17 protein-coding genes are annotated in these 17,390 nt (G+C 67.1%); 4 read left to right on the plus strand and 13 right to left on the minus strand.

What is annotated here, in order from left to right:
• Window positions 1-24 precede the first annotated feature (24 nt).
• From ACE3N9_RS10160 to ACE3N9_RS10185, 6 genes are all read right to left on the minus strand, one after another.
• Window positions 25-1,548 carry a CpaF family protein gene (locus ACE3N9_RS10160; RefSeq protein WP_374283466.1) on the minus strand — a complete coding sequence of 508 codons (1,524 nt, stop codon included), beginning with the start codon at window positions 1,546-1,548 and terminating at the stop codon, window positions 25-27.
• Window positions 1,549-1,680: 132 nt separating this feature from the next.
• Entirely contained in the window at window positions 1,681-2,478 is a 798-nt protein-coding gene (locus ACE3N9_RS10165) for a methyltransferase domain-containing protein (RefSeq protein ID WP_374283469.1), read from the minus strand.
• Entirely contained in the window at window positions 2,478-3,626 is a 1,149-nt protein-coding gene (locus ACE3N9_RS10170) for a glycosyltransferase (RefSeq protein ID WP_374283471.1), read from the minus strand. Before ACE3N9_RS10170 ends, ACE3N9_RS10165 begins: the two co-directional genes overlap by 1 nt.
• Complete coding sequence (locus ACE3N9_RS10175; RefSeq protein ID WP_374283473.1) at window positions 3,623-4,519, minus strand: hypothetical protein; 897 nt, start codon at window positions 4,517-4,519, stop codon at window positions 3,623-3,625. Before ACE3N9_RS10175 ends, ACE3N9_RS10170 begins: the two co-directional genes overlap by 4 nt.
• A gap of 1 nt (window position 4,520) precedes the next feature.
• Window positions 4,521-6,173 (minus strand): hypothetical protein, encoded by a 1,653-nt coding sequence (locus ACE3N9_RS10180; protein ID WP_374283475.1) that lies wholly within the window; start codon window positions 6,171-6,173, stop codon window positions 4,521-4,523.
• Window positions 6,170-7,171, minus strand: coding sequence for a glycosyltransferase family 2 protein (locus ACE3N9_RS10185; protein WP_374283476.1), 1,002 nt, complete (start codon window positions 7,169-7,171; stop codon window positions 6,170-6,172). The genes ACE3N9_RS10180 and ACE3N9_RS10185 overlap by 4 nt, the downstream gene beginning before the upstream one ends.
• Before the next feature lie 146 nt (window positions 7,172-7,317).
• Here ACE3N9_RS10185 and ACE3N9_RS10190 point away from each other — a divergent pair, with 146 nt between their 5' ends.
• From ACE3N9_RS10190 to ACE3N9_RS10200, 3 genes are read left to right on the plus strand one after another with little or no spacing between them, the layout of a single operon-like run.
• Entirely contained in the window at window positions 7,318-8,217 is a 900-nt protein-coding gene (locus ACE3N9_RS10190) for a DMT family transporter (protein WP_374283477.1), read from the plus strand.
• 59 nt (window positions 8,218-8,276) lie between these two features.
• Complete coding sequence (locus ACE3N9_RS10195; RefSeq protein WP_374283664.1) at window positions 8,277-8,516, plus strand: HNH endonuclease; 240 nt, start codon at window positions 8,277-8,279, stop codon at window positions 8,514-8,516.
• Window positions 8,517-8,571: 55 nt separating this feature from the next.
• Window positions 8,572-9,882 (plus strand): sulfatase-like hydrolase/transferase, encoded by a 1,311-nt coding sequence (locus ACE3N9_RS10200; RefSeq protein ID WP_374283479.1) that lies wholly within the window; start codon window positions 8,572-8,574, stop codon window positions 9,880-9,882.
• On the opposite strand, the gene ACE3N9_RS10205 is transcribed toward ACE3N9_RS10200, so the two are convergent.
• The 7 genes from ACE3N9_RS10205 to ACE3N9_RS10235 form a co-directional block, all read right to left on the minus strand.
• On the minus strand, window positions 9,879-11,351 hold the full coding sequence (locus tag ACE3N9_RS10205; RefSeq protein WP_374283481.1) for a hypothetical protein: 1,473 nt from the start codon (window positions 11,349-11,351) through the stop codon (window positions 9,879-9,881). The two genes, ACE3N9_RS10200 and ACE3N9_RS10205, sit on opposite strands and share 4 nt — an antisense overlap.
• 114 nt (window positions 11,352-11,465) lie before the next feature.
• Window positions 11,466-11,723, minus strand: a complete 258-nt coding sequence (locus tag ACE3N9_RS10210; protein ID WP_374283483.1) for an ATP synthase F1 subunit epsilon — start codon at window positions 11,721-11,723, stop codon at window positions 11,466-11,468.
• Window positions 11,723-11,989 (minus strand): hypothetical protein, encoded by a 267-nt coding sequence (locus ACE3N9_RS10215; protein ID WP_374283485.1) that lies wholly within the window; start codon window positions 11,987-11,989, stop codon window positions 11,723-11,725. Before ACE3N9_RS10215 ends, ACE3N9_RS10210 begins: the two co-directional genes overlap by 1 nt.
• A 59-nt stretch (window positions 11,990-12,048) precedes the next feature.
• A complete protein-coding gene (gene atpD, locus ACE3N9_RS10220) occupies window positions 12,049-13,539 on the minus strand; it encodes a F0F1 ATP synthase subunit beta (RefSeq protein WP_374283487.1) in 1,491 nt (496 codons plus the stop codon).
• A gap of 24 nt (window positions 13,540-13,563) precedes the next feature.
• Window positions 13,564-14,439 carry a F0F1 ATP synthase subunit gamma gene (locus ACE3N9_RS10225; protein WP_374283489.1) on the minus strand — a complete coding sequence of 292 codons (876 nt, stop codon included), beginning with the start codon at window positions 14,437-14,439 and terminating at the stop codon, window positions 13,564-13,566.
• A gap of 23 nt (window positions 14,440-14,462) precedes the next feature.
• Window positions 14,463-15,992, minus strand: coding sequence for a F0F1 ATP synthase subunit alpha (atpA, locus tag ACE3N9_RS10230; RefSeq protein WP_374283666.1), 1,530 nt, complete (start codon window positions 15,990-15,992; stop codon window positions 14,463-14,465).
• A 3-nt stretch (window positions 15,993-15,995) separates the two neighbouring features.
• Window positions 15,996-16,550 (minus strand): F0F1 ATP synthase subunit delta, encoded by a 555-nt coding sequence (locus tag ACE3N9_RS10235; protein ID WP_374283491.1) that lies wholly within the window; start codon window positions 16,548-16,550, stop codon window positions 15,996-15,998.
• 159 nt (window positions 16,551-16,709) lie between these two features.
• On the opposite strand from ACE3N9_RS10235, the gene ACE3N9_RS10240 reads away from it, so the two are divergent.
• Complete coding sequence (locus tag ACE3N9_RS10240; RefSeq protein ID WP_374283493.1) at window positions 16,710-17,390, plus strand: dienelactone hydrolase family protein; 681 nt, start codon at window positions 16,710-16,712, stop codon at window positions 17,388-17,390.

Consider the following 17,390-nt stretch of genomic DNA (forward strand, 5'->3'; position numbering starts at 1 on the left):
TGCCGCAACGCGCAAACGAAGTCCTTACAGGCAGGCTTCCAGGAAGGCTTGGTCGAAGCCGAACTGGCGGGCCTTTTCCAGGGTGTAGGGACGCAGGCCCGAGGCGCGGAATTCGCCGATGATCTTGCCGTCGTCGGTTTCGTCGAGATACTCGAACTTGAACAGCGACTGGGTGACGATCACGTCGCCTTCCATCCCGATCACCTCGGTGATTTCGGTGGTGCGGCGCGAACCGTCGCGCAGGCGCTTTACCTGGACGATCAGGTCGACCGATTCGGCGATCTGGCGCGAAATGGCTTCCTTGGGGATCTTGATGTCGCCCATCAGGATCATGTTTTCCATACGGCCCAGGCATTCGCGCGGGTTGTTGGCGTGCAGCGTACACATCGAGCCGTCGTGGCCAGTGTTCATCGCGGCGAGCAGGTCGAAACATTCCGCGCCGCGAATTTCGCCCAGGATGATCCGGTCCGGACGCATACGCAGGGCGTTCTTGACGAGGTCGCCGATGGTGATCGCGCCCTGGCCTTCCAGGTTAGGCGGGCGGGTTTCCAGCGGCAGCCAGTGCGGCTGTTGCAGGCGCAGTTCCGCCGCGTCCTCGATGGTCAGAACGCGTTCGCCCGGGTCGATCATCTTCGACAGGGCGTTGAGCATGGTGGTCTTGCCCGAACCCGTACCGCCCGAGATGACGATGTTCATCCGGCAGGCGCCGGCGATCTTCAGCGCGGTTGCCATCTTGTCGCTCATCGACCCGAAGTCGCGCAGCATGTCGATGGTGATCGGCTTTTCGGAAAACTTACGAATCGAGATCGCGGTGCCGCGCAGCGAAAGCGGCGGCACGATAACGTTGACGCGGCTGCCGTCCTTGAGACGCGCGTCGCACAGCGGGGTGGTCTGGTCGACGCGGCGGCCGACCTGGTTGACGATGCGCTGAGCGATCTGGAACAGGTGCTGTTCATCGCGGAACCGGATCGGCGCGATCTGCAGCTTGCCCTTCTTTTCGATGTAGGTCTGCTCGGGCCCGTTGACCATGATGTCCGACACGTCGGGATCGTTGAGCAGTTCTTCGAGCGGTCCGAAGCCGAGCAATTCGTCGATCAGCACCTTTTCCAGCGCGAACTGTTCGCGCCGGTTGAGGGTGACTTTCAGTTCCGCCAGAACTTCCATGATGATCGGGCGGAATTCCTCGGACAGTTCGTCCTTGGTCAGCGTAGCCGCCGCTTCGGGATCGACGCGTTCGAGCAGGCGCGGCAGCACCTGTTCCTTGATCTTGTGAACCGACGCTTCAAAGCCCTGCGCTTCGTAGTTCGCCTCGGCAATGCCGTTGACCCGGTCTTGCAGGCGGGTCATCGCATCGGCTTTGAGGTTATCCGCGCCGCCGCCAATCGGGGGCAGCGGCTGGGCCGCTTCCTCGCCGGGCAGGGGAGGGAACTGGTCGCCACCGGGGCGGGCGGCATCGATCCCGCCCTTCATCGGACGCGCCACGCCGAATTGCGGCCGGGCGCCCGGCGCCATGCCTCCTACTCCGCTGCGTCGACCGAATGCACTCATCGCGGTTTACCCTTGAACTGTCGTTCTTCTAGTGCCGGGGGCATGGATACCCTTCGGCTTATCGGAATGGTGAATAGGTCGGAAACTTTGAATTTTTCCTAATATGCGGACCATTCGCACAAGTCGCTGATTTCACGGCCGAGTTGCGACCATCAGGTAGCCATCGCCGAATCCCGTGCCCAGAAATGGGCGCTGCGCGAGGCAGGCGGCGGCCATGATCGCGCGGCCCACGGGCGAGCGCTGGTAACCGAACAGGCGCAGTTCGGAGCGCCGGTCGGTCCCGCTGGCGGCGGTTGCTCCGGCCATGTCCTGCGCGCCGCCGGCATAGTCCTGCCCGCGCATCGCGCGGTTGCCCAGCCAGTGCGTGAAATTGGCCAGCGGAAAGCCATAGCATTCCAGCCGCTGCACTTTCAGCCCGGCCGCCTGCGCCAGTTCCAGCATGTCGGCCTTGTCATAACGGCGATAGTGCCCGATCCACGCGTCGCGCGGGCTCCACATCGCGCGGTGGGCCGGCATTGACAACACGGCGGTCCCGCCGGGCTTCAGCCAGCTGACCCATTGCCGCAGCGCTTCCACATCATGCTCGATATGTTCGAGCACGTCGAACGACAGGAGCGTATCAAAGCTGCCTTCCCAGCCGTCCTGCGGGCCGTCGCTGATCCGCGCCCCGGGAAAGCCGGCCAGCATCTGCCCGGCCACGTCCAGCGCATCGGGCGAGGTTTCGATGCCGTGGCATTCGTGTCTTCGCACCGCCAGTTCGCGCAGCAGCGCGCCCGATCCGCAGCCGACTTCGACCACCCGGCCCACCGGCAGGTGGCGGATCGCCGCCAGCGCCCGGTCGCGCCGCAGGACAAAGCGCGGGGCGGGCACCCAGCGGCCTTCCAGCACGGCGCCGTACTGGCGGTCCACGGTTACTTGGCTGGTGGTCATCACAGGGGCTCCGTAGCCTGGCAGAACTGGGCGCGCACCGTGCGCACATCGACAATCGGCATGGCAGCCCGGGCGGCAGCGTGGATCGCCGCAGCGCCGCCCGGTTGGCGCAGGTCCCGCGCCAGGTCCGTCAGCGCAGCGGCCAGAGCTGCTGGATCGCCCGGCGGAACCAGCCGCACGGCCGGGCCGGGCTGCGCGATTTCGCGGATCGCCGGGCCGTCCATGGTTACCAGCGGGCGGCCCACGGCCAGGATCTGGAACACCTTGTTCGGGATCACCCGCGCCGCCTTGCCATCGGGCGCGAACACGCCAAGGCAGATCGCGCTCTGTTCGATCAGCGCGGGCAGATGAGCATAGTCGACCCACTCGATGCGTTCTACGCTGCGCAGACCCAGCCGGGCGATCAGCGCGTCGATCCGGGGTTGCTCCTGACCCGTGCCGACAATGGTGAAGTGCAGCGGGGGAGCGGCAGCATCCCGTTCGATCCGGGTGATCGCTTCGACGATGGTATCCAGTCCGTGCAGCGGGATGAACTGGCCATAGAACAGCACGCGCAGTGGCTCGACCGGCGGCGGCGTGGCGGCGCGGCGGAACAGGTCCTGCTCCGCACCGACCCAGAATGCGCCGAGCCTTGCGGCTGGCAGGTGGTAGAGCGCGCCGACATGATCGGCATGGGCGCGGGTATCGAGCAGCACCAGGTCGGCGGCGCGGGTAGAGAGCCATTCGCTGGCGTACAGCAACCGCGCCGCGATCCCGCCCGGGCGCAGCAGGCCCCGGTCGATCACCGCGGTGTCGTAAAGCGAAATGAACATGTCCCAGCAGATCTTTGCGCCGCGCAGCCGGGCGAACGGCCACAGCACCAGCACGTCGAGATTGCCGGGATAGGGCACCACCACCACCCGGTGCGCCGGCGCGCGCAGGTAGGCCAGGATCAGCGCCGGATAGGCCAACAGCCAGCGCAGCAACACCGCCAGCCTGGCCCGCAGGCCGCGCAGCTGGCTTTTGTCCTCGATCCCTTGCCACGGATTGCGGTGGCAGACCGGCACGTCCGGATCGTCCTGCCGCAGCGCTTCGACCAGCATCCGAACGCGCGGCTTGCCGGTATCGAAAGTGCCCCAGACCAGCCGGTGATGCGCGGGGCGGGTCATTGCGCGGGTTCCTGCCGCCAGTGCAGCGTCGCCAGCGCGAACAGGGCGCTCGCCGCCAGCAGGATCACCCGGTCGAGCCCTACGGCGAGGAACCCGGCGGCAGGCGCGACCGCGACCCAGCCGGCCGCGCCCGCGGCAAAGCTTTCGCTGATGCCCAGCCCGGCCGGGGCGATCGAAGCGGCGGAACCGGCGATATTGGCCAGCGCGAAGGGCAGCGTATCGCCGAGCGGCAAGGCCACGCCCAGGCACAGGAAAGCCAGTTGCAGCCGCACCGCCAGCAGTGCCAGTCCGGCCAGGCGGTGTCCCAGGTTGAGCAGCGCGGTGCGCCAATCGGCCATCCGCGCCAGCCCCAGGCAGGATGCAAGCGTGCCTGCCAGCCCGGCCAGCGCCAGCAGTGGCCCTCCAAAGGCGTCGTGGCCGATCAGCGTCAGCCCGCAGCCCAGCGCGGCGAGCGAAATCCACATCACCGCCGCCAGCAGCACCAGCGCCCAGCTTTGCGCCGGGCGCGCGCCGCCGGCCATCAGGGCCCCGGCGCGGACCAGCGCGCCGCCCGGGATTGGCAGGATTTCGGCCAGCGTGGCATAGCTGGATTGCGCGGTGGCGCGGCGCAGCGGGATATGCATCCCGGCACCACGCGCCAGCAGCGTCATTCCGATCCCGCCGTAGAGCAGCGACAGTGGGGTGAGCAGCAGTTGCGCCAGCAGCGGGCCAGGCCGCAGATCAGCGGGAGAGACGCCAAGGTGGCGGAACGACAGCCACGACCCGCCGATGAACAGGCCCGCACCCAGCAAGGTTAGCGGCAGCCGCCAGGCCTGCGCGCCGTCACGCAGCCGCGCGCGCCACATGAGTGCGCGCTGCGTCAGGTTGGGCAGGGCGGGGGCGCGGTCCATCATGTCAGTAGGGCAGCAGATAGGGCGGGGCGGGGGGCGGCGTGGCCGGGGCCTTGATCCGATCCCCCCACAGCAGCCGCAGGGGCGCGGTGCGCGGGGCGATGGTGTGCGGGCCGCGCGTCAGTTCGAACACCGTGCCGGGGGCGCGGGCGATGCCGTCTACCGTCACTGGTTGCGCGGCGTGGAGCGTGTAGGGGCCGGGCACTTCGACCGTGATCGTCATGCTGTCACCTGCGGGCACATCAAACCCGGCCAGCCACAGCGGCCCCCACAGGTTGACATAGACGCGGCGCAGCAGTGCCAGGTCTTGCGGCAGGAAATCGCCCACCGGCTGGCGGCTGCGCAGCGCGGCGGTGAAGGCGTCCTTGTTTTCCAGCACCAGCGGCACGGGCCGGGCGGCCAGCGTGTCGCTGAGGCTGGATTCCTGCCCTTTCAGGTACTGTTCAGTGCCCCAGGGGGTCATGAACACGTTGGCCTTGGGCATCGCGCCCAGCATGGCGAAACCGTCGAAATAGGCCGGATGCTGGGGCAGCAGGCGCTCGCCCGCGTTGACCAGTGCGCGCTGGCGCTGGATGATCGCGCGGTCTTCCACCGCCCACAGCGCGAGGGCCAGGCCGCCCAGCAGCAGCGCGATCCGCGCCGCACCGTAACGCGGCAGCGCCCGATCCAGCACGATTGCCAGCGCGGCGCAGACCGGGGCGAGCATGAACACGAAGTAATAGGGCGCGGTGTTGTGATAGAACAGCAGCGTCGCCAGCGGCAGGAACAGTCCCGCCAGGGCGGCCTTTTCCGCTGCGGGGCGCACATCACCGCGCAGCACCATGGGAAAGCAAAGCGCCAGCAGCGTGACGAGTGGCGCAATCGCCATACCCTTCAGGTGGTGCTGCCAATAGGGCGGTAGGCCAAGGCCGAACATCTTGCTGCCCGCGCGGCTGACCACGGCGCGCGCTTCGCCATCGGCGGCGGCGCCCAGCGTGCTCGCATGCAGGGCGTAGACCAGCGCGAAAGCGGCGGCAGCGGCCAGCGCAATGGCGCCCAGCCGCACCAGCATGGCCGAGCTGCGTCCCGCTTCGGTCCAGCGCAGCCAGGCAATGCCGGCGAACACCGGGGCATAGAGCACCGCCTTGATCGTCAGCACGGTGGCCGTGCCCAGCAGCAGGCCGATCGCGGCGATCGCGCTCCAGTTCAGCCGCGCGCGCAGCAGTGCCAGCGCGGCCAACATCAGCAGCGCCGCGGCCGGACTATCGAACCGGAACGAGGCGGCGTGCTGGAACACATAGCCGCCCCCGGCATAGGACAGCACGGCCAGCCAAGCGGCCTGACGGCTGGCAAAGCGGGTGGCCACGCCGAACAGGCAGGCCAGCGTCACAGCTTCGCAGCCCAGCATGAACAGGCGGATGACCACGATGTGATCGATCCCGTCGCCGGGCAGCACGGTCACCCAAGCGAAAGCGCGGGTGTAGAGCGTCTGCAAGGGTTCGGCCAAGGCCCCGGCAACCAGCCGGTGGACCTGGCTGTAATGGAAGAATTCGTCCTCGTTGATCGCGCGCTGGAACACCATGGCCAGCTGCAGCGCCAGGACCAGCGCCAGCATTACCAGCGTCAGGCCGCTGCCTTTGGCGGGCGGCGGCGCGGGGCTGGACGGCGCGGGCGTCACGCGGCCCGGTCGGTGTTCTGAACGGGGCTTGCGGGCGCTTGCGGCTCAAGCCGGGCGACCTGTTCCTCCAGCTGGCGAACGTGTTTCAGCGTCGCTTCGAGCAGCTTGCGGTTGGCGCCGATCAGGTCGGCCAGCACGCCCATCAGCCCGGTCAGGACTCCCAGCACCAGCAGCGAGCCGCCCAGCACCAGCGATTGCACGTGGCCCTGGCCATCGCCCGTGGCCCAGAAATAGAGGAAGCGCAGGATCGGCAGCAGCCCGACCAGGCTCACCGCCGCGCCGATCAGCGCGAAGGTGCGCAGCGGGTTGTAGGTGGCATAGGCCCGCGCCATGGTCATCAGCTGGCGCGAAATGAACTGCGGGATCGAAGTGAACAGCCGCGACGGGCGCACCGCCGCATGGGTGCGGATCGGCACCGAAACGATCTTCAGCCGCTTGCGCCCGGCCTGGATCAGCATGTCGGTGGTATAGGAAAACTCGGTGGTGATGGTGATGCGCTGGGCAGCGGTGCGACTGATCGCGCGGAACCCGCTGACCGCGTCGGTCACCTCGGTGCGCGACAGGCGGCGCACCACCGAACTGCCCATGCGCTGGAGCAGGCGCTTGAACGGCCCGAAATGCGCGTTGTTGGCGACGCCGCGATCTCCGATCACGATGTCCGCCTCGCGCGCGACGATCGGCGCGACCAGCTTGGCGATGTCGGCGCCTTCGTATTGTCCGTCGGCATCGGTGTTGACCACGATGTCGGCCCCGGCGGCCAGCGCGGCGTCCAGTCCGCTCTGGAACGCGGCGGCCAGGCCCCGGTTGCGGCGGTGGCGGACCACGTGCTGCACCCCGAAGCGGCGCGCGACCTCGGCGGTGCCGTCGTGGCTGCCATCGTCGATCACCAGCACTTCGATCTGGTCGACGCCCGGGATCCGCCGGGGCAGGGCCACCAGCGTATCGGGCAGGTTTTCCGCCTCGTTGAAGCACGGGATCTGGATGATCAGCTTGGTCATGGGCCCCCGCCGACGCCCTTTCCTGATGGGTGCCGGTGACACCTTGTTAAGGATAAGTCGTAAACAGCGGGTAAAGGTTTGCGCGCCCCTCTGGCATCCAGCTGCACGGCGGCCTAGGACAGCGGGCAGAGCAGGGGGAAGCTGACTTGCGCCGCGCTGAAACCACCGGATTGCTGTATGCCTTGGCGGGGTTCGCCCTGCTTTCGTGCGGGGATGCGGTGGTCAAGACCATGTCCGGGCAGTGGGCGCCGACCGCCATCGCGATGACCCGCTACGTGCTGGGCGCCGTGGGGCTGGGCGCGGTGCTGCTGTGGCGCGAAGGGCCGCGAGCGTTCATCATGCCGGCGCCCGGCGCACAGATCCTGCGCGGCGCGGCGGTGGCGCTGGCGACGGTCGGGTTCTTTTCCGCGATCTTCGTGCTGCCGCTGGCCACTGCCACTTCGATCACCTTTACCAGCCCGATGCTGACCGCGCTGCTCGCCGCGCTGCTGCTGGGCGAACCGGCGCGGCGCGAAACGGTGATCGCCTCGATCATCGCGTTCATCGGCGTGCTGGTGGTGCTGCGGCCCAATTTCCTGACCGCCGGGTGGGCGGCGCTGCTGCCGCTGCTGTCGGCCCTGGGGATGAGCGTGCTGATGATCGGCAACCGCTTCGTTGCGGGCAAGGGATCGGCGCTGGCGATGCAGTTCTTCGTCGCGGCGATCGCCTCACCGTTTCTGATCCTTGCCACCACAGGCCTGCATTTCAGCGGGATCGAGCGGTTTGCCGTGCACTGGCCGCATTGGAGCGTGCTGGCCCGCTGCGCGCTGGTCGCCTGTTCGGCCACTTGCGCGCACTGGTTGATCTTCATGGGCACGACCCGCGCCGGGGCGGCCACGGTTGCGCCGATGACCTATGTCCAACTGCTGGTCGCGACGCTGGCCGGGTGGCTGATGTTCGACAACCATCCCGATGCGATGAGCCTGCTGGGCGCGGCGATCATTATCGGCGCAGGGCTGTATCTGTGGCGGGCAGGCCGTGTGCGCGAAGTGGCAGGGACCGATTGAAGGACAAGGCCGAGACCGGCGCGCCTGCCATCAAGCGCTGCTGGCTGTGCGAACGGCCAATGGGCGCGGTGACCGAATGGCACCACCCCGTCCCGAAAAGCCGCAAGGGCCGCGATGTGGTGCGGGTCCACGCGATCTGCCACCAGGCGATCCACGCCAATTTCAGCAATGCCGAACTGCACCGTATCGGGCTCGCGGTGGAACGCCTGCGCGAACATGCCCAGATGGCAAGGTTCCTGGCCTGGGTGGCGAACAAGGATCCCGATTTCCACGCCCGCACCGCCAGCCGCCGCCGCTAACCCGCCCTTAACCATGCCGGGCTAGGCAGGCGGGGCAATTGCAGAGGCGCGTGGCTTGAAACTTCCGGTCCTTCATGGCTTCCCGTGGCTTTGGGCGCTGGCCTGGCTGGTTGTACCCAACCTTGCGGTGATCCTGATGTGGCCGGTCGGCGGGCCGCCGATGGGGCGCTATCTGCTGGGCTTCGGTCTGTTCGCGCTGGCCGCTTCGCTGCTGCCCTGGCTGGGGGCGCGCCGCGCGGTGCTGACCCTGCTGCCGCTGGCCATGGCCACGGTCTATGTCGGCGCGGTGTTCAATATCACGCTCTACAATTACGAGCTGTTGCTGCCCTTCCTGCGCGAAGTGCGCCCGCTGCGCTCGCCCGAATACGCGCTGGGCGCGCTGGTAGTGGCGGGGGCGATGGCGGCGGGCTGGTGGCTCGCACCGCGCAGTCCGCGCCTGTCTGGCCTGCGTCACTGGGCGCTGGCCCTGCTCGCCGTGCTGGGCATGACCAATATCGACAATATCGCGACCGCGCGCACCGCGGGCAGCTATGTCGGGCTGCCGCAGGCCGGCGCGCCGTTCGATTCCGCGATCCGCGCCGCCGGGCTGGACCAGCCGGGGCCGCGCCGCCGCCACCTGGTGGTGGTGCTGGTTGAAGCGCTGGGCCTGCCCACCAACCCGCGCGAACGCGCCCTGTTCGAGGCGGACTGGAACCGCCCGGAATGGCGCGGCCGCTATGATGTGACGCGCGGCAGCGTGCCCTATCACGGCTCGACCACGGCGGGTGAACTGCGCGAGCTGTGCGGCGTCTGGGCGGACTACCGCGTTACCGACTTCGACAAGATCGACTGCCTGCCAGAACGCTACGCCCGCGCCGGTTACCGCACCGAGGCGCTGCACGGCTTCGATGGCAGCTTCTTCGAACGCACCCAGTGGTGGCCCAAGCTGGGCTTCCAGCATCGCGCCTTCGGTGCGGACCTGCGGGCCGAGGGTGCGCAGGGCTGCGGCGGGGTTTTCCCGGGAGCCTGCGATGCCAGCGTGCCGCCGCTGCTGGCCCAGCGCCTGCGCACGGCCAAGGCGCCGCAGCTGCTCTACTGGGTCACGCTCAATTCGCACCTGCCGGTGCTGGCCGATCGGGCCCTGGGCACCGACAATTGCACGTTCGGCGGTGCGGCGCTGGCCGATGGCCCGCCGATGCTGTGCCGCCTGTTCCTGACCCATCACCGCGTGTCCGAAGCCCTGACCCACATGGCGTTGGACCCGGCGCTGCCGCCCACCGACATCCTGATCGTCGGCGATCACATGCCGCCGTTCTTCCAGCGCGATGCGCGGGTGAAGTTCGATGGCGCGCGGGTGCCCTGGGTACTGCTGAAAGCGCGCAACTAGCCGCCCGCGCGGCAATCGCCATGGACCTCCAGCGTGTAGGTCCGGAACACCTCGCGCCACGGACGACGCAGCCACAGCTGGCAATGCTGCGCGGCATAGGCGCGCACCAACGGTGCGGTGCGCTGGTTTTCTTCCTCGGCCGGCCAATCGGCAAACACGATCACCACGCTGGGCTGCCAGCGCAGGATGCGCTCCACCTCGGCTCGGGTGTCGAGCCGGCTGGCGTTGTCCTCGGGCGGAAAATAGAGGTGGAAGTTGTCGAGCAGGGGGCTGGGTGGATAGCTGCCCAGCCGGTTGTAGAGCGACATCGGCCCCTGGTAGACGAACAGCCGCGGCTGCGGATCGCGCGCCCGGATCTCGGCTTCCAGCGCGGCAATTGCGGCGCGTGACTGGGCGCGATCGGTAAGGTTGAAGGCCGGCCCCACCGCCAGGCAATAGAGCACCGCGAGCGCCCCTGCGCCAAGGCCCCACAACTCGTGCCGCAGCGCCCGCGCCGCTGCGATGCACAGCGGCACCAGCAGGGGCAGGGCATAGTGTTCGTAGTAATTGGGCACGGCGGCCACGCCGATCAGGCCCGCCAGCACCCAGCCGGCCAGGAAGCCGCGCCCCTCGCGCCCCGGACCGCGCGGCCAGGAGATGCCGATCGCGGCGGCCAGCACAATCGGCCAGCCCATGAACAGCAGCCGTCCGGCGCGGGCCAATTGGTCGCCGGTGGGGTTGTTCTCCTTGCGCAGGTTGGCGTCGATCATCGCGTCGCGCAGTTCCGGGAAATGACCCAGTGCGACAAAGGCCAGCGCGAACAGGGCAAAGGGCGCGATCCCCGCCAGCGCCAGCCGCGCGGCGGGCAGCAGCGCGGCCCGGCCCGATTGGCGCAGTTGCCAGACGGCCCACAGGCCCAGGAACCCGGCCTCGAACAGCGCGGTCTGCTTGTAGGTGATCGCAAACCCCGCGCTGGCCATCGCCAGCAGCGCGCCCGGGGGCGTGCGCCCTTCGCGCAAGGCTGGCCCGGCGCGCAGCACCAGCAGCGCCGCCAGCGCCATCCACAGGTTGTAGAAAACCGGGGTCTGCCCGCTGCCTCCGCCGAACATCGGCAGCGCGGCCAGATAGAGCGTCGCCCCGACCATGGCACCGGTGCGGCTGGCAAAGCGCAGCGCGATCGTGCGGATGCACCAGGCCGTGGCGGCTGCAAACAGCAGCGCGGGGATCTGGTAGGCCAGCGGCGAATTGCCGAGGGCCGCCAGCAGGTAATAGGTCAGGAACAGCCCCGGTCCCTTGCGGTCCCACACATCGACATAAGGCAGAAGCCCGTCGTGCAGGTGCTGCCCGGCGGCGAAGTAGAACAGCTCGTCATTGAAATAGCCGGCATCGCCCAATGCCGACCAGCGGGTCAGCAGGGCAAAGGCCAGCAGCCAGCCGGCTTCGGCCCATGCGGTCCAGCGCGGCGGGGGAGCGGGCGGGGCTGCGTCCATTCGTGCATGGTTGCCCGCTGCGCGGCGGGGTTTCAACCGGCGGCAAACCGTTAGCCACAAATGAAAAGGGCGGCCCCGCAAGGCCGCCCCGTTTCTTTGCCAGTGGCGCCGGGCTTAGTCGGCGACCTTTTCGGCCAGCACAGTGAGGCCATTGGCACCCACTTCGGCAAAGCCGCCCTGGACCAGGATTTCTTCCGGCTGGCCGTTCTCGGTCTTGTAGACCTTGATCGCGCCATCGCGGACGGTCGACATGAAGGGCGCATGGCCCTCCAGCACGCCGAACTCGCCCTCGGTGCCGGGGACGATCACCATGTGAACGTCCTCGGACCGCACGAGCCGCGCCGGCGTGACGAGTTCGAAGTGGAGAGCCATTATTTCTTTCCTACCGAAGCAGCTGTAGCTGCATCAATTTCACCTGTCATTCGACCGAGAAACCAGATCGCGCAATCTCGGTTCAACGCAAGTGCAGCCAAGTTAGACATGCCCTCGCGTTCTTCAAGCGCTAACAACGCCGCACCAAAGCTTTCAAGCTTTGATTGATCACTCGTCTCACGAAAAGCTGTGAGACATTTCTCAGCAACGCGGAAGCTCTGCTCTAATGACGTTTGATCTTTAATGAAGTCCGGCAACTCCTTCATTGACCCGGTGTCTGTTGGACTACCAACAGACGAGGCCAGAAGGAGAATTGCCGTTAGCATCAGGCTTCCTCGGCCAGCTTCTTGGCCTTGGCGACCGCTTCGTCGATCCCGCCGACCATGTAGAAGGCGGCTTCGGGCAGGTGGTCGTATTCGCCGTCCACAACCGCCTTGAACGAGGCCACGGTGTCTTCCACCTGGACGAACTTGCCCGGGATGTTGGTGAACACTTCGGCGACGTGGAACGGCTGCGACAGGAAGCGCTGGATCTTGCGCGCGCGGGCGACGGTGAGCTTATCTTCTTCCGAAAGCTCGTCCATGCCCAGGATCGCGATGATGTCCTGCAGCGACTTGTACTTCTGCAGCGTTTCCTGAACGCGGCGGGCAACGTCGTAGTGCTCCTGGCCGACAACGGCCGGGGTCAGCACGCGGCTGGTCGAGTCCAGCGGGTCCACCGCCGGATAGATGCCGAGTTCCGAGATCGCGCGCGATAGGGTGGTCGTGGCGTCAAGGTGCGCGAACGAGGTGGCCGGCGCAGGGTCGGTAAGGTCGTCCGCGGGAACGTAGATCGCCTGGACCGAGGTGATCGAACCCTTGGTGGTCGAGGTGATGCGTTCCTGCAACGCGCCCATGTCGGTCGCCAGGGTCGGCTGGTAGCCCACCGCCGAAGGAATACGGCCGAGCAGCGCCGACACTTCCGAACCGGCCTGGGTGAAGCGGAAGATGTTGTCCACGAAGAACAGCACGTCCTGGCCTTCCTGGTCGCGGAAGTATTCAGCCATGGTCAGGCCCGAGAGCGCAACGCGGGCACGGGCGCCCGGGGGTTCGTTCATCTGGCCGAACACGAGCGCCACCTTCGACCCATCGGGGGTCGGGTTGCCATCGGCGTCCTTGGCGATAACGCCGGCGTCGAGGAATTCGTGGTAGAGGTCGTTACCTTCGCGGGTGCGTTCACCGACGCCTGCGAAGACCGACACGCCGCCGTGACCCTTGGCGATGTTGTTGATCAGTTCCTGGATCAGCACGGTCTTGCCCACGCCGGCGCCGCCGAACAGGCCGATCTTGCCGCCCTTCGCGTAGGGAGCGAGCAAGTCGATGACCTTGATGCCGGTGACCAGAATCGCCGCTTCGGTCGACTGTTCGACGAATTCGGGGGCCTTGGCGTGGATCGGGGCGCGCATGTCAGTATCGACCGGGCCGCGTTCGTCGATCGGATCGCCGACGACGTTGAGGATGCGGCCCAGCGTGCGCGGGCCAACCGGGACCGAAATCTGCGCGCCGGTGCTCGACACCGGCTGACCGCGGGTCAGGCCGTCGGTCGCGTCCATCGCGATGGTGCGCACGGTGTTTTCACCCAGGTGCTGCGCCACTTCGAGGACCAGGCGGTTGCCGTTGTTCTCGGTTTCGAGCGCCGAAAGGATCGCCGGCAGTTCGCCTTCGAAGGTGACGTCGACGACGGCGCCGATCACCTGGCTGATCTTGCCGCTGGCGGTGCTGGCGGCGGCCTTGGGGGCAGCCTTCTTGCGGGTCGTGGTCTTGGCTTCGGTTGCCATGTCTCGTTCCTTGCCTTGGATCTCTTAGAGCGCTTCCGCGCCCGCGATAATTTCGATGAGTTCGGTGGTGATCGCGGCCTGGCGGCTGCGGTTGTACTGGATGGTCAGCTTGTTGATCAGGTCACCCGCGTTGCGCGTGGCATTGTCCATCGCGGTCATCGAGGCGCCCTGTTCGCTGGCCTGGTTTTCCAGCAGTGCCCCGAACAGCTGGGTGCGCAGGTAGCGCGGCAGCAGTTCGGCCAGGATCGCTTCCTCTTCCGGCTCGTATTCGACCACGGCGCCGGCATCGGCGGCCACGGCCTTGGGCGCGGGAACGGGGATGATCTGGACCTTGGTCGGGTCCTGGGCCAGCGCGCTCTTGAAAGTCGAGAAGAACAGGTGCGCGACGTCGAACTTGCCGGCGTCGTACAGCGCAACCAGCTCGTTCGCGATCTTTTCGGCTTCCTCGAAACCCGGTTCGCGCACGTCGGTGGTGTCGAACGAGGCCAGCACGGCGTTCAGATAGTTGCGCCGGATCACCGCGCGGCCCTTGCGGCCGACGAGGTAGAACAGCACCGTCTTGCCCGCAGCTTCAAGGCTGCGCGCCTCGGCCAGGGCGGCCTTGACGATGTTCGAGTTGAACGCGCCGCACAGCCCCTTGTCGGAGTTGGCGACCACCAGCAGGTGGACCTGGTCCTTGCCGGTGCCGGCGAGCAGCCGTGGGCTGTTTTCGCTGACGGTGATCTTGCTGGCGAGCGAGCCCATCACTTCGGCCAGGCGCGCCGCATAGGGACGCGCGGCTTCGGCATTGGCCTGCGCCCGGCGCAGCTTTGCAGCTGCGACCATCTGCTTGGCCTTGGTGATCTTCTGGGTCGACTTGACCGAGTTGATCCGCCCTTTGAGTTCCTTAAGCGAGGCCATGAAGCCTTACCCTTTCAATCGGATCAGGCGAACTGCTTCGCGAAAGCGTCGAGCGCGGCAACGGTGCCCTTCTTGGCATCATCGCCAAAGTCGCGGCTGTCGCGGATCAGCTTGAGCACATCGGCGTGCTTGTCGCGCATGAAGCTGAGCATTTCGGCTTCGTAGCGGGTCACGTCCGAGGTGGCGATGCCATCGAGGTAGCCGTTGGTGCCGGCGAAGATCGACACGGTCTGCTCTTCGAACGGCAGCGGGCTGAACTGGGCCTGCTTGAGCAGTTCCGTCAGGCGCGCGCCGCGGTTGAGCAGCTTCTGGGTCGAAGCGTCGAGGTCCGAACCGAACTGCGCGAAGGCCGCCATTTCGCGGTACTGCGCCAGCTCGAGCTTGATCGAGCCCGACACCTTCTTCATCGCCTTGGTCTGGGCGGCGCCGCCGACGCGGCTGACCGACAGACCGACGTTGATCGCCGGGCGGACGCCCTGGTAGAACAGGCCGGTTTCAAGGAAGATCTGGCCGTCGGTGATCGAGATCACGTTGGTCGGAATGTAGGCCGACACGTCGCCCGCCTGGGTTTCGATGATCGGCAGCGCGGTCAGCGAACCGCCGCCCTGGCTGTCGTTCATCTTGGCCGCACGTTCGAGCAGGCGGCTGTGGAGATAGAACACGTCGCCCGGATAGGCTTCGCGGCCCGGCGGGCGGCGCAGCAGCAGCGACATCTGGCGATAGGCGACGGCCTGCTTCGAAAGGTCGTCATACACGATCACGGCGTGCATGCCGTTGTCGCGGAAGAATTCGCCCATGGTCGCGCCGGTGTAGGGCGCGAGGTACTGCAGCGGGGCGGGTTCCGAGGCGGTCGCGGCGACCACGATCGAATATTCCATCGCGCCGTTTTCTTCGAGCTGGCGGACGATCTGCGCCACGGTCGAGCGCTTCTGGCCGACGGCGACGTAGATGCAGTACAGCTTCTTGCCTTCGTCGGTGCCCTGGTTGACTTCCTTCTGATTGATGAAGGTGTCGATCGCCACGGCGGTCTTGCCGGTCTGGCGGTCACCGATGATCAGTTCGCGCTGGCCGCGGCCCACGGGCACCAGGGCGTCAATCGCCTTGAGGCCGGTCTGGACGGGTTCGTTGACCGACTGGCGCGGGATGATGCCCGGCGCCTTGACTTCGACGCGCTGGCGCGAGGCGGCTTCGATCGGGCCCTTGCCGTCGATCGGGTTGCCGAGGGCGTCGACCACGCGGCCGAGCAGGCCCTTGCCGACGGGGACGTCCACGATGGTGCCGGTCCGCTTGACGACGTCGCCTTCGCGGATTTCGCTGTCCGAACCGAAGATCACGACGCCGACGTTGTCGGTTTCGAGGTTCAGGGTCATGCCCTTCACGCCGTTGGCGAATTCGACCATTTCACCGGCCTGGACCTGGTCCAGACCGTGGATGCGGGCGATACCGTCACCCACCGAGAGAACCGACCCGACTTCCGAGACCTGGGCGTCGGTGCCGAAGCTGGCGATCTGGTCCTTGATGACCTTCGAGATTTCAGCGGCGCGGATATCCATCATTCAGCCTTTCATCGCGTTCGCGAGAGTGTTCAAACGGGTGCGGATCGACGAATCGATCTGGGTCGAGCCGATCCTGACGACGAGGCCGCCGAGCAACTCGGGATCGACCTTGGCAGTCAGTTTCACGTCCTTGCCTTCGCGCGCCTTGAGCTTGTCGGCCAGGGCCTTGAGCTGGGCGGCGGAGAGGGGATGGGCGCTGGTCACTTCGGCGTTCACCTCGCCGCGGGCGGCGGCGGCGATCGCGGCGAAGGCGCGGATCACGTCGGGCAGCACGGCCAGGCGGCGGTTGCCCGCCAGCACGCCAAGGAAATTCTGCGTCAGCGGCGACAGCTTGAGCAGCTTGCCGACCGCTTCCATCGCCCTGGAGGCGGCATCGCGGGTGACGCGCGGATTGCGAATCAGCGCGGCCAGATCGGCGGATTCGGCGATCGCCTGACCCAGACCGGCCAGGTCGGATTCGACAGCGGTAACCTTGCCGCCTTCGCTGGCCAGGTCATACAGCGCAGAGGCGTAACGCCCTTGCAAACTTGCGGTAATGCCGCCGGAATTCTCCACGCGCCTTGGTTCCTTGCATCGGATGCGTTGACGGGGCGACCGCCACGCTGAAAGGTGACTTCGCCCCTTGAGACGGGGGCGCGCATAGCGACGATTGCGGTGCGATGCAAGCTGGGGCTAGGACATTCTCGGATACGAAAGCGGGACATGGGGATGACGATGGGCGAAACAATCCGGATCACGATGGGGGATGGCTTCGAAATGCCGTGCTACCACGCCGTTCCCGCGGGCGAGCGGCGCGGTGGCCTGGTGCTGGTCCAGGAAATCTTCGGCGTGACCGACCATATCCGCGAGTTGTGCGACGAATATGCCCAGGACGGCTATGAAGTGGTCAGCCCCGGCCTGTTCGAGCGAATCGAGCCAGGCTGCGCGCTGGGCTATTCCGGGGCGGACTGGGAACGGGCGATCAAGATCGCGCGCGAGCAGCACGACTGGGAGCGCGGGCTGGACGATACCCGCCGCGTGATCGCCTGGCTCAAGGCGCGGGGCGGCCCCACCTTCATTGTCGGCTATTGCTTTGGCGGCTCGGTTGCCTGGCGCATGGCCCAGACCTGCGAGGATGTGGATGCGGCCAGCTGCTATTACGGCGGCTACATCGCCACCCGCTTTGCCGATGAGGCGCCGCGCTGCGCCACGATCTGCCATTTCGGGCGCTACGATCCGCTGGTCGATTTCGCCCCGGTGCAAGAACTGATCGAGAAGCAGCACCAGACTGCACAGATCTTCGTCTACGAGGCCGGGCACGGGTTCAATTCCGATCGCCGCAAGGACTACCACCCCGAAAGCGCGGACCTCGCCAAGGAACGCACCTTGATGCTGTTCCGCGCGCTCGGCGGCTGA

It is taken from the genome of Novosphingobium sp. (assembly GCF_041905565.1).
Lineage (GTDB): Bacteria > Pseudomonadota > Alphaproteobacteria > Sphingomonadales > Sphingomonadaceae > Novosphingobium.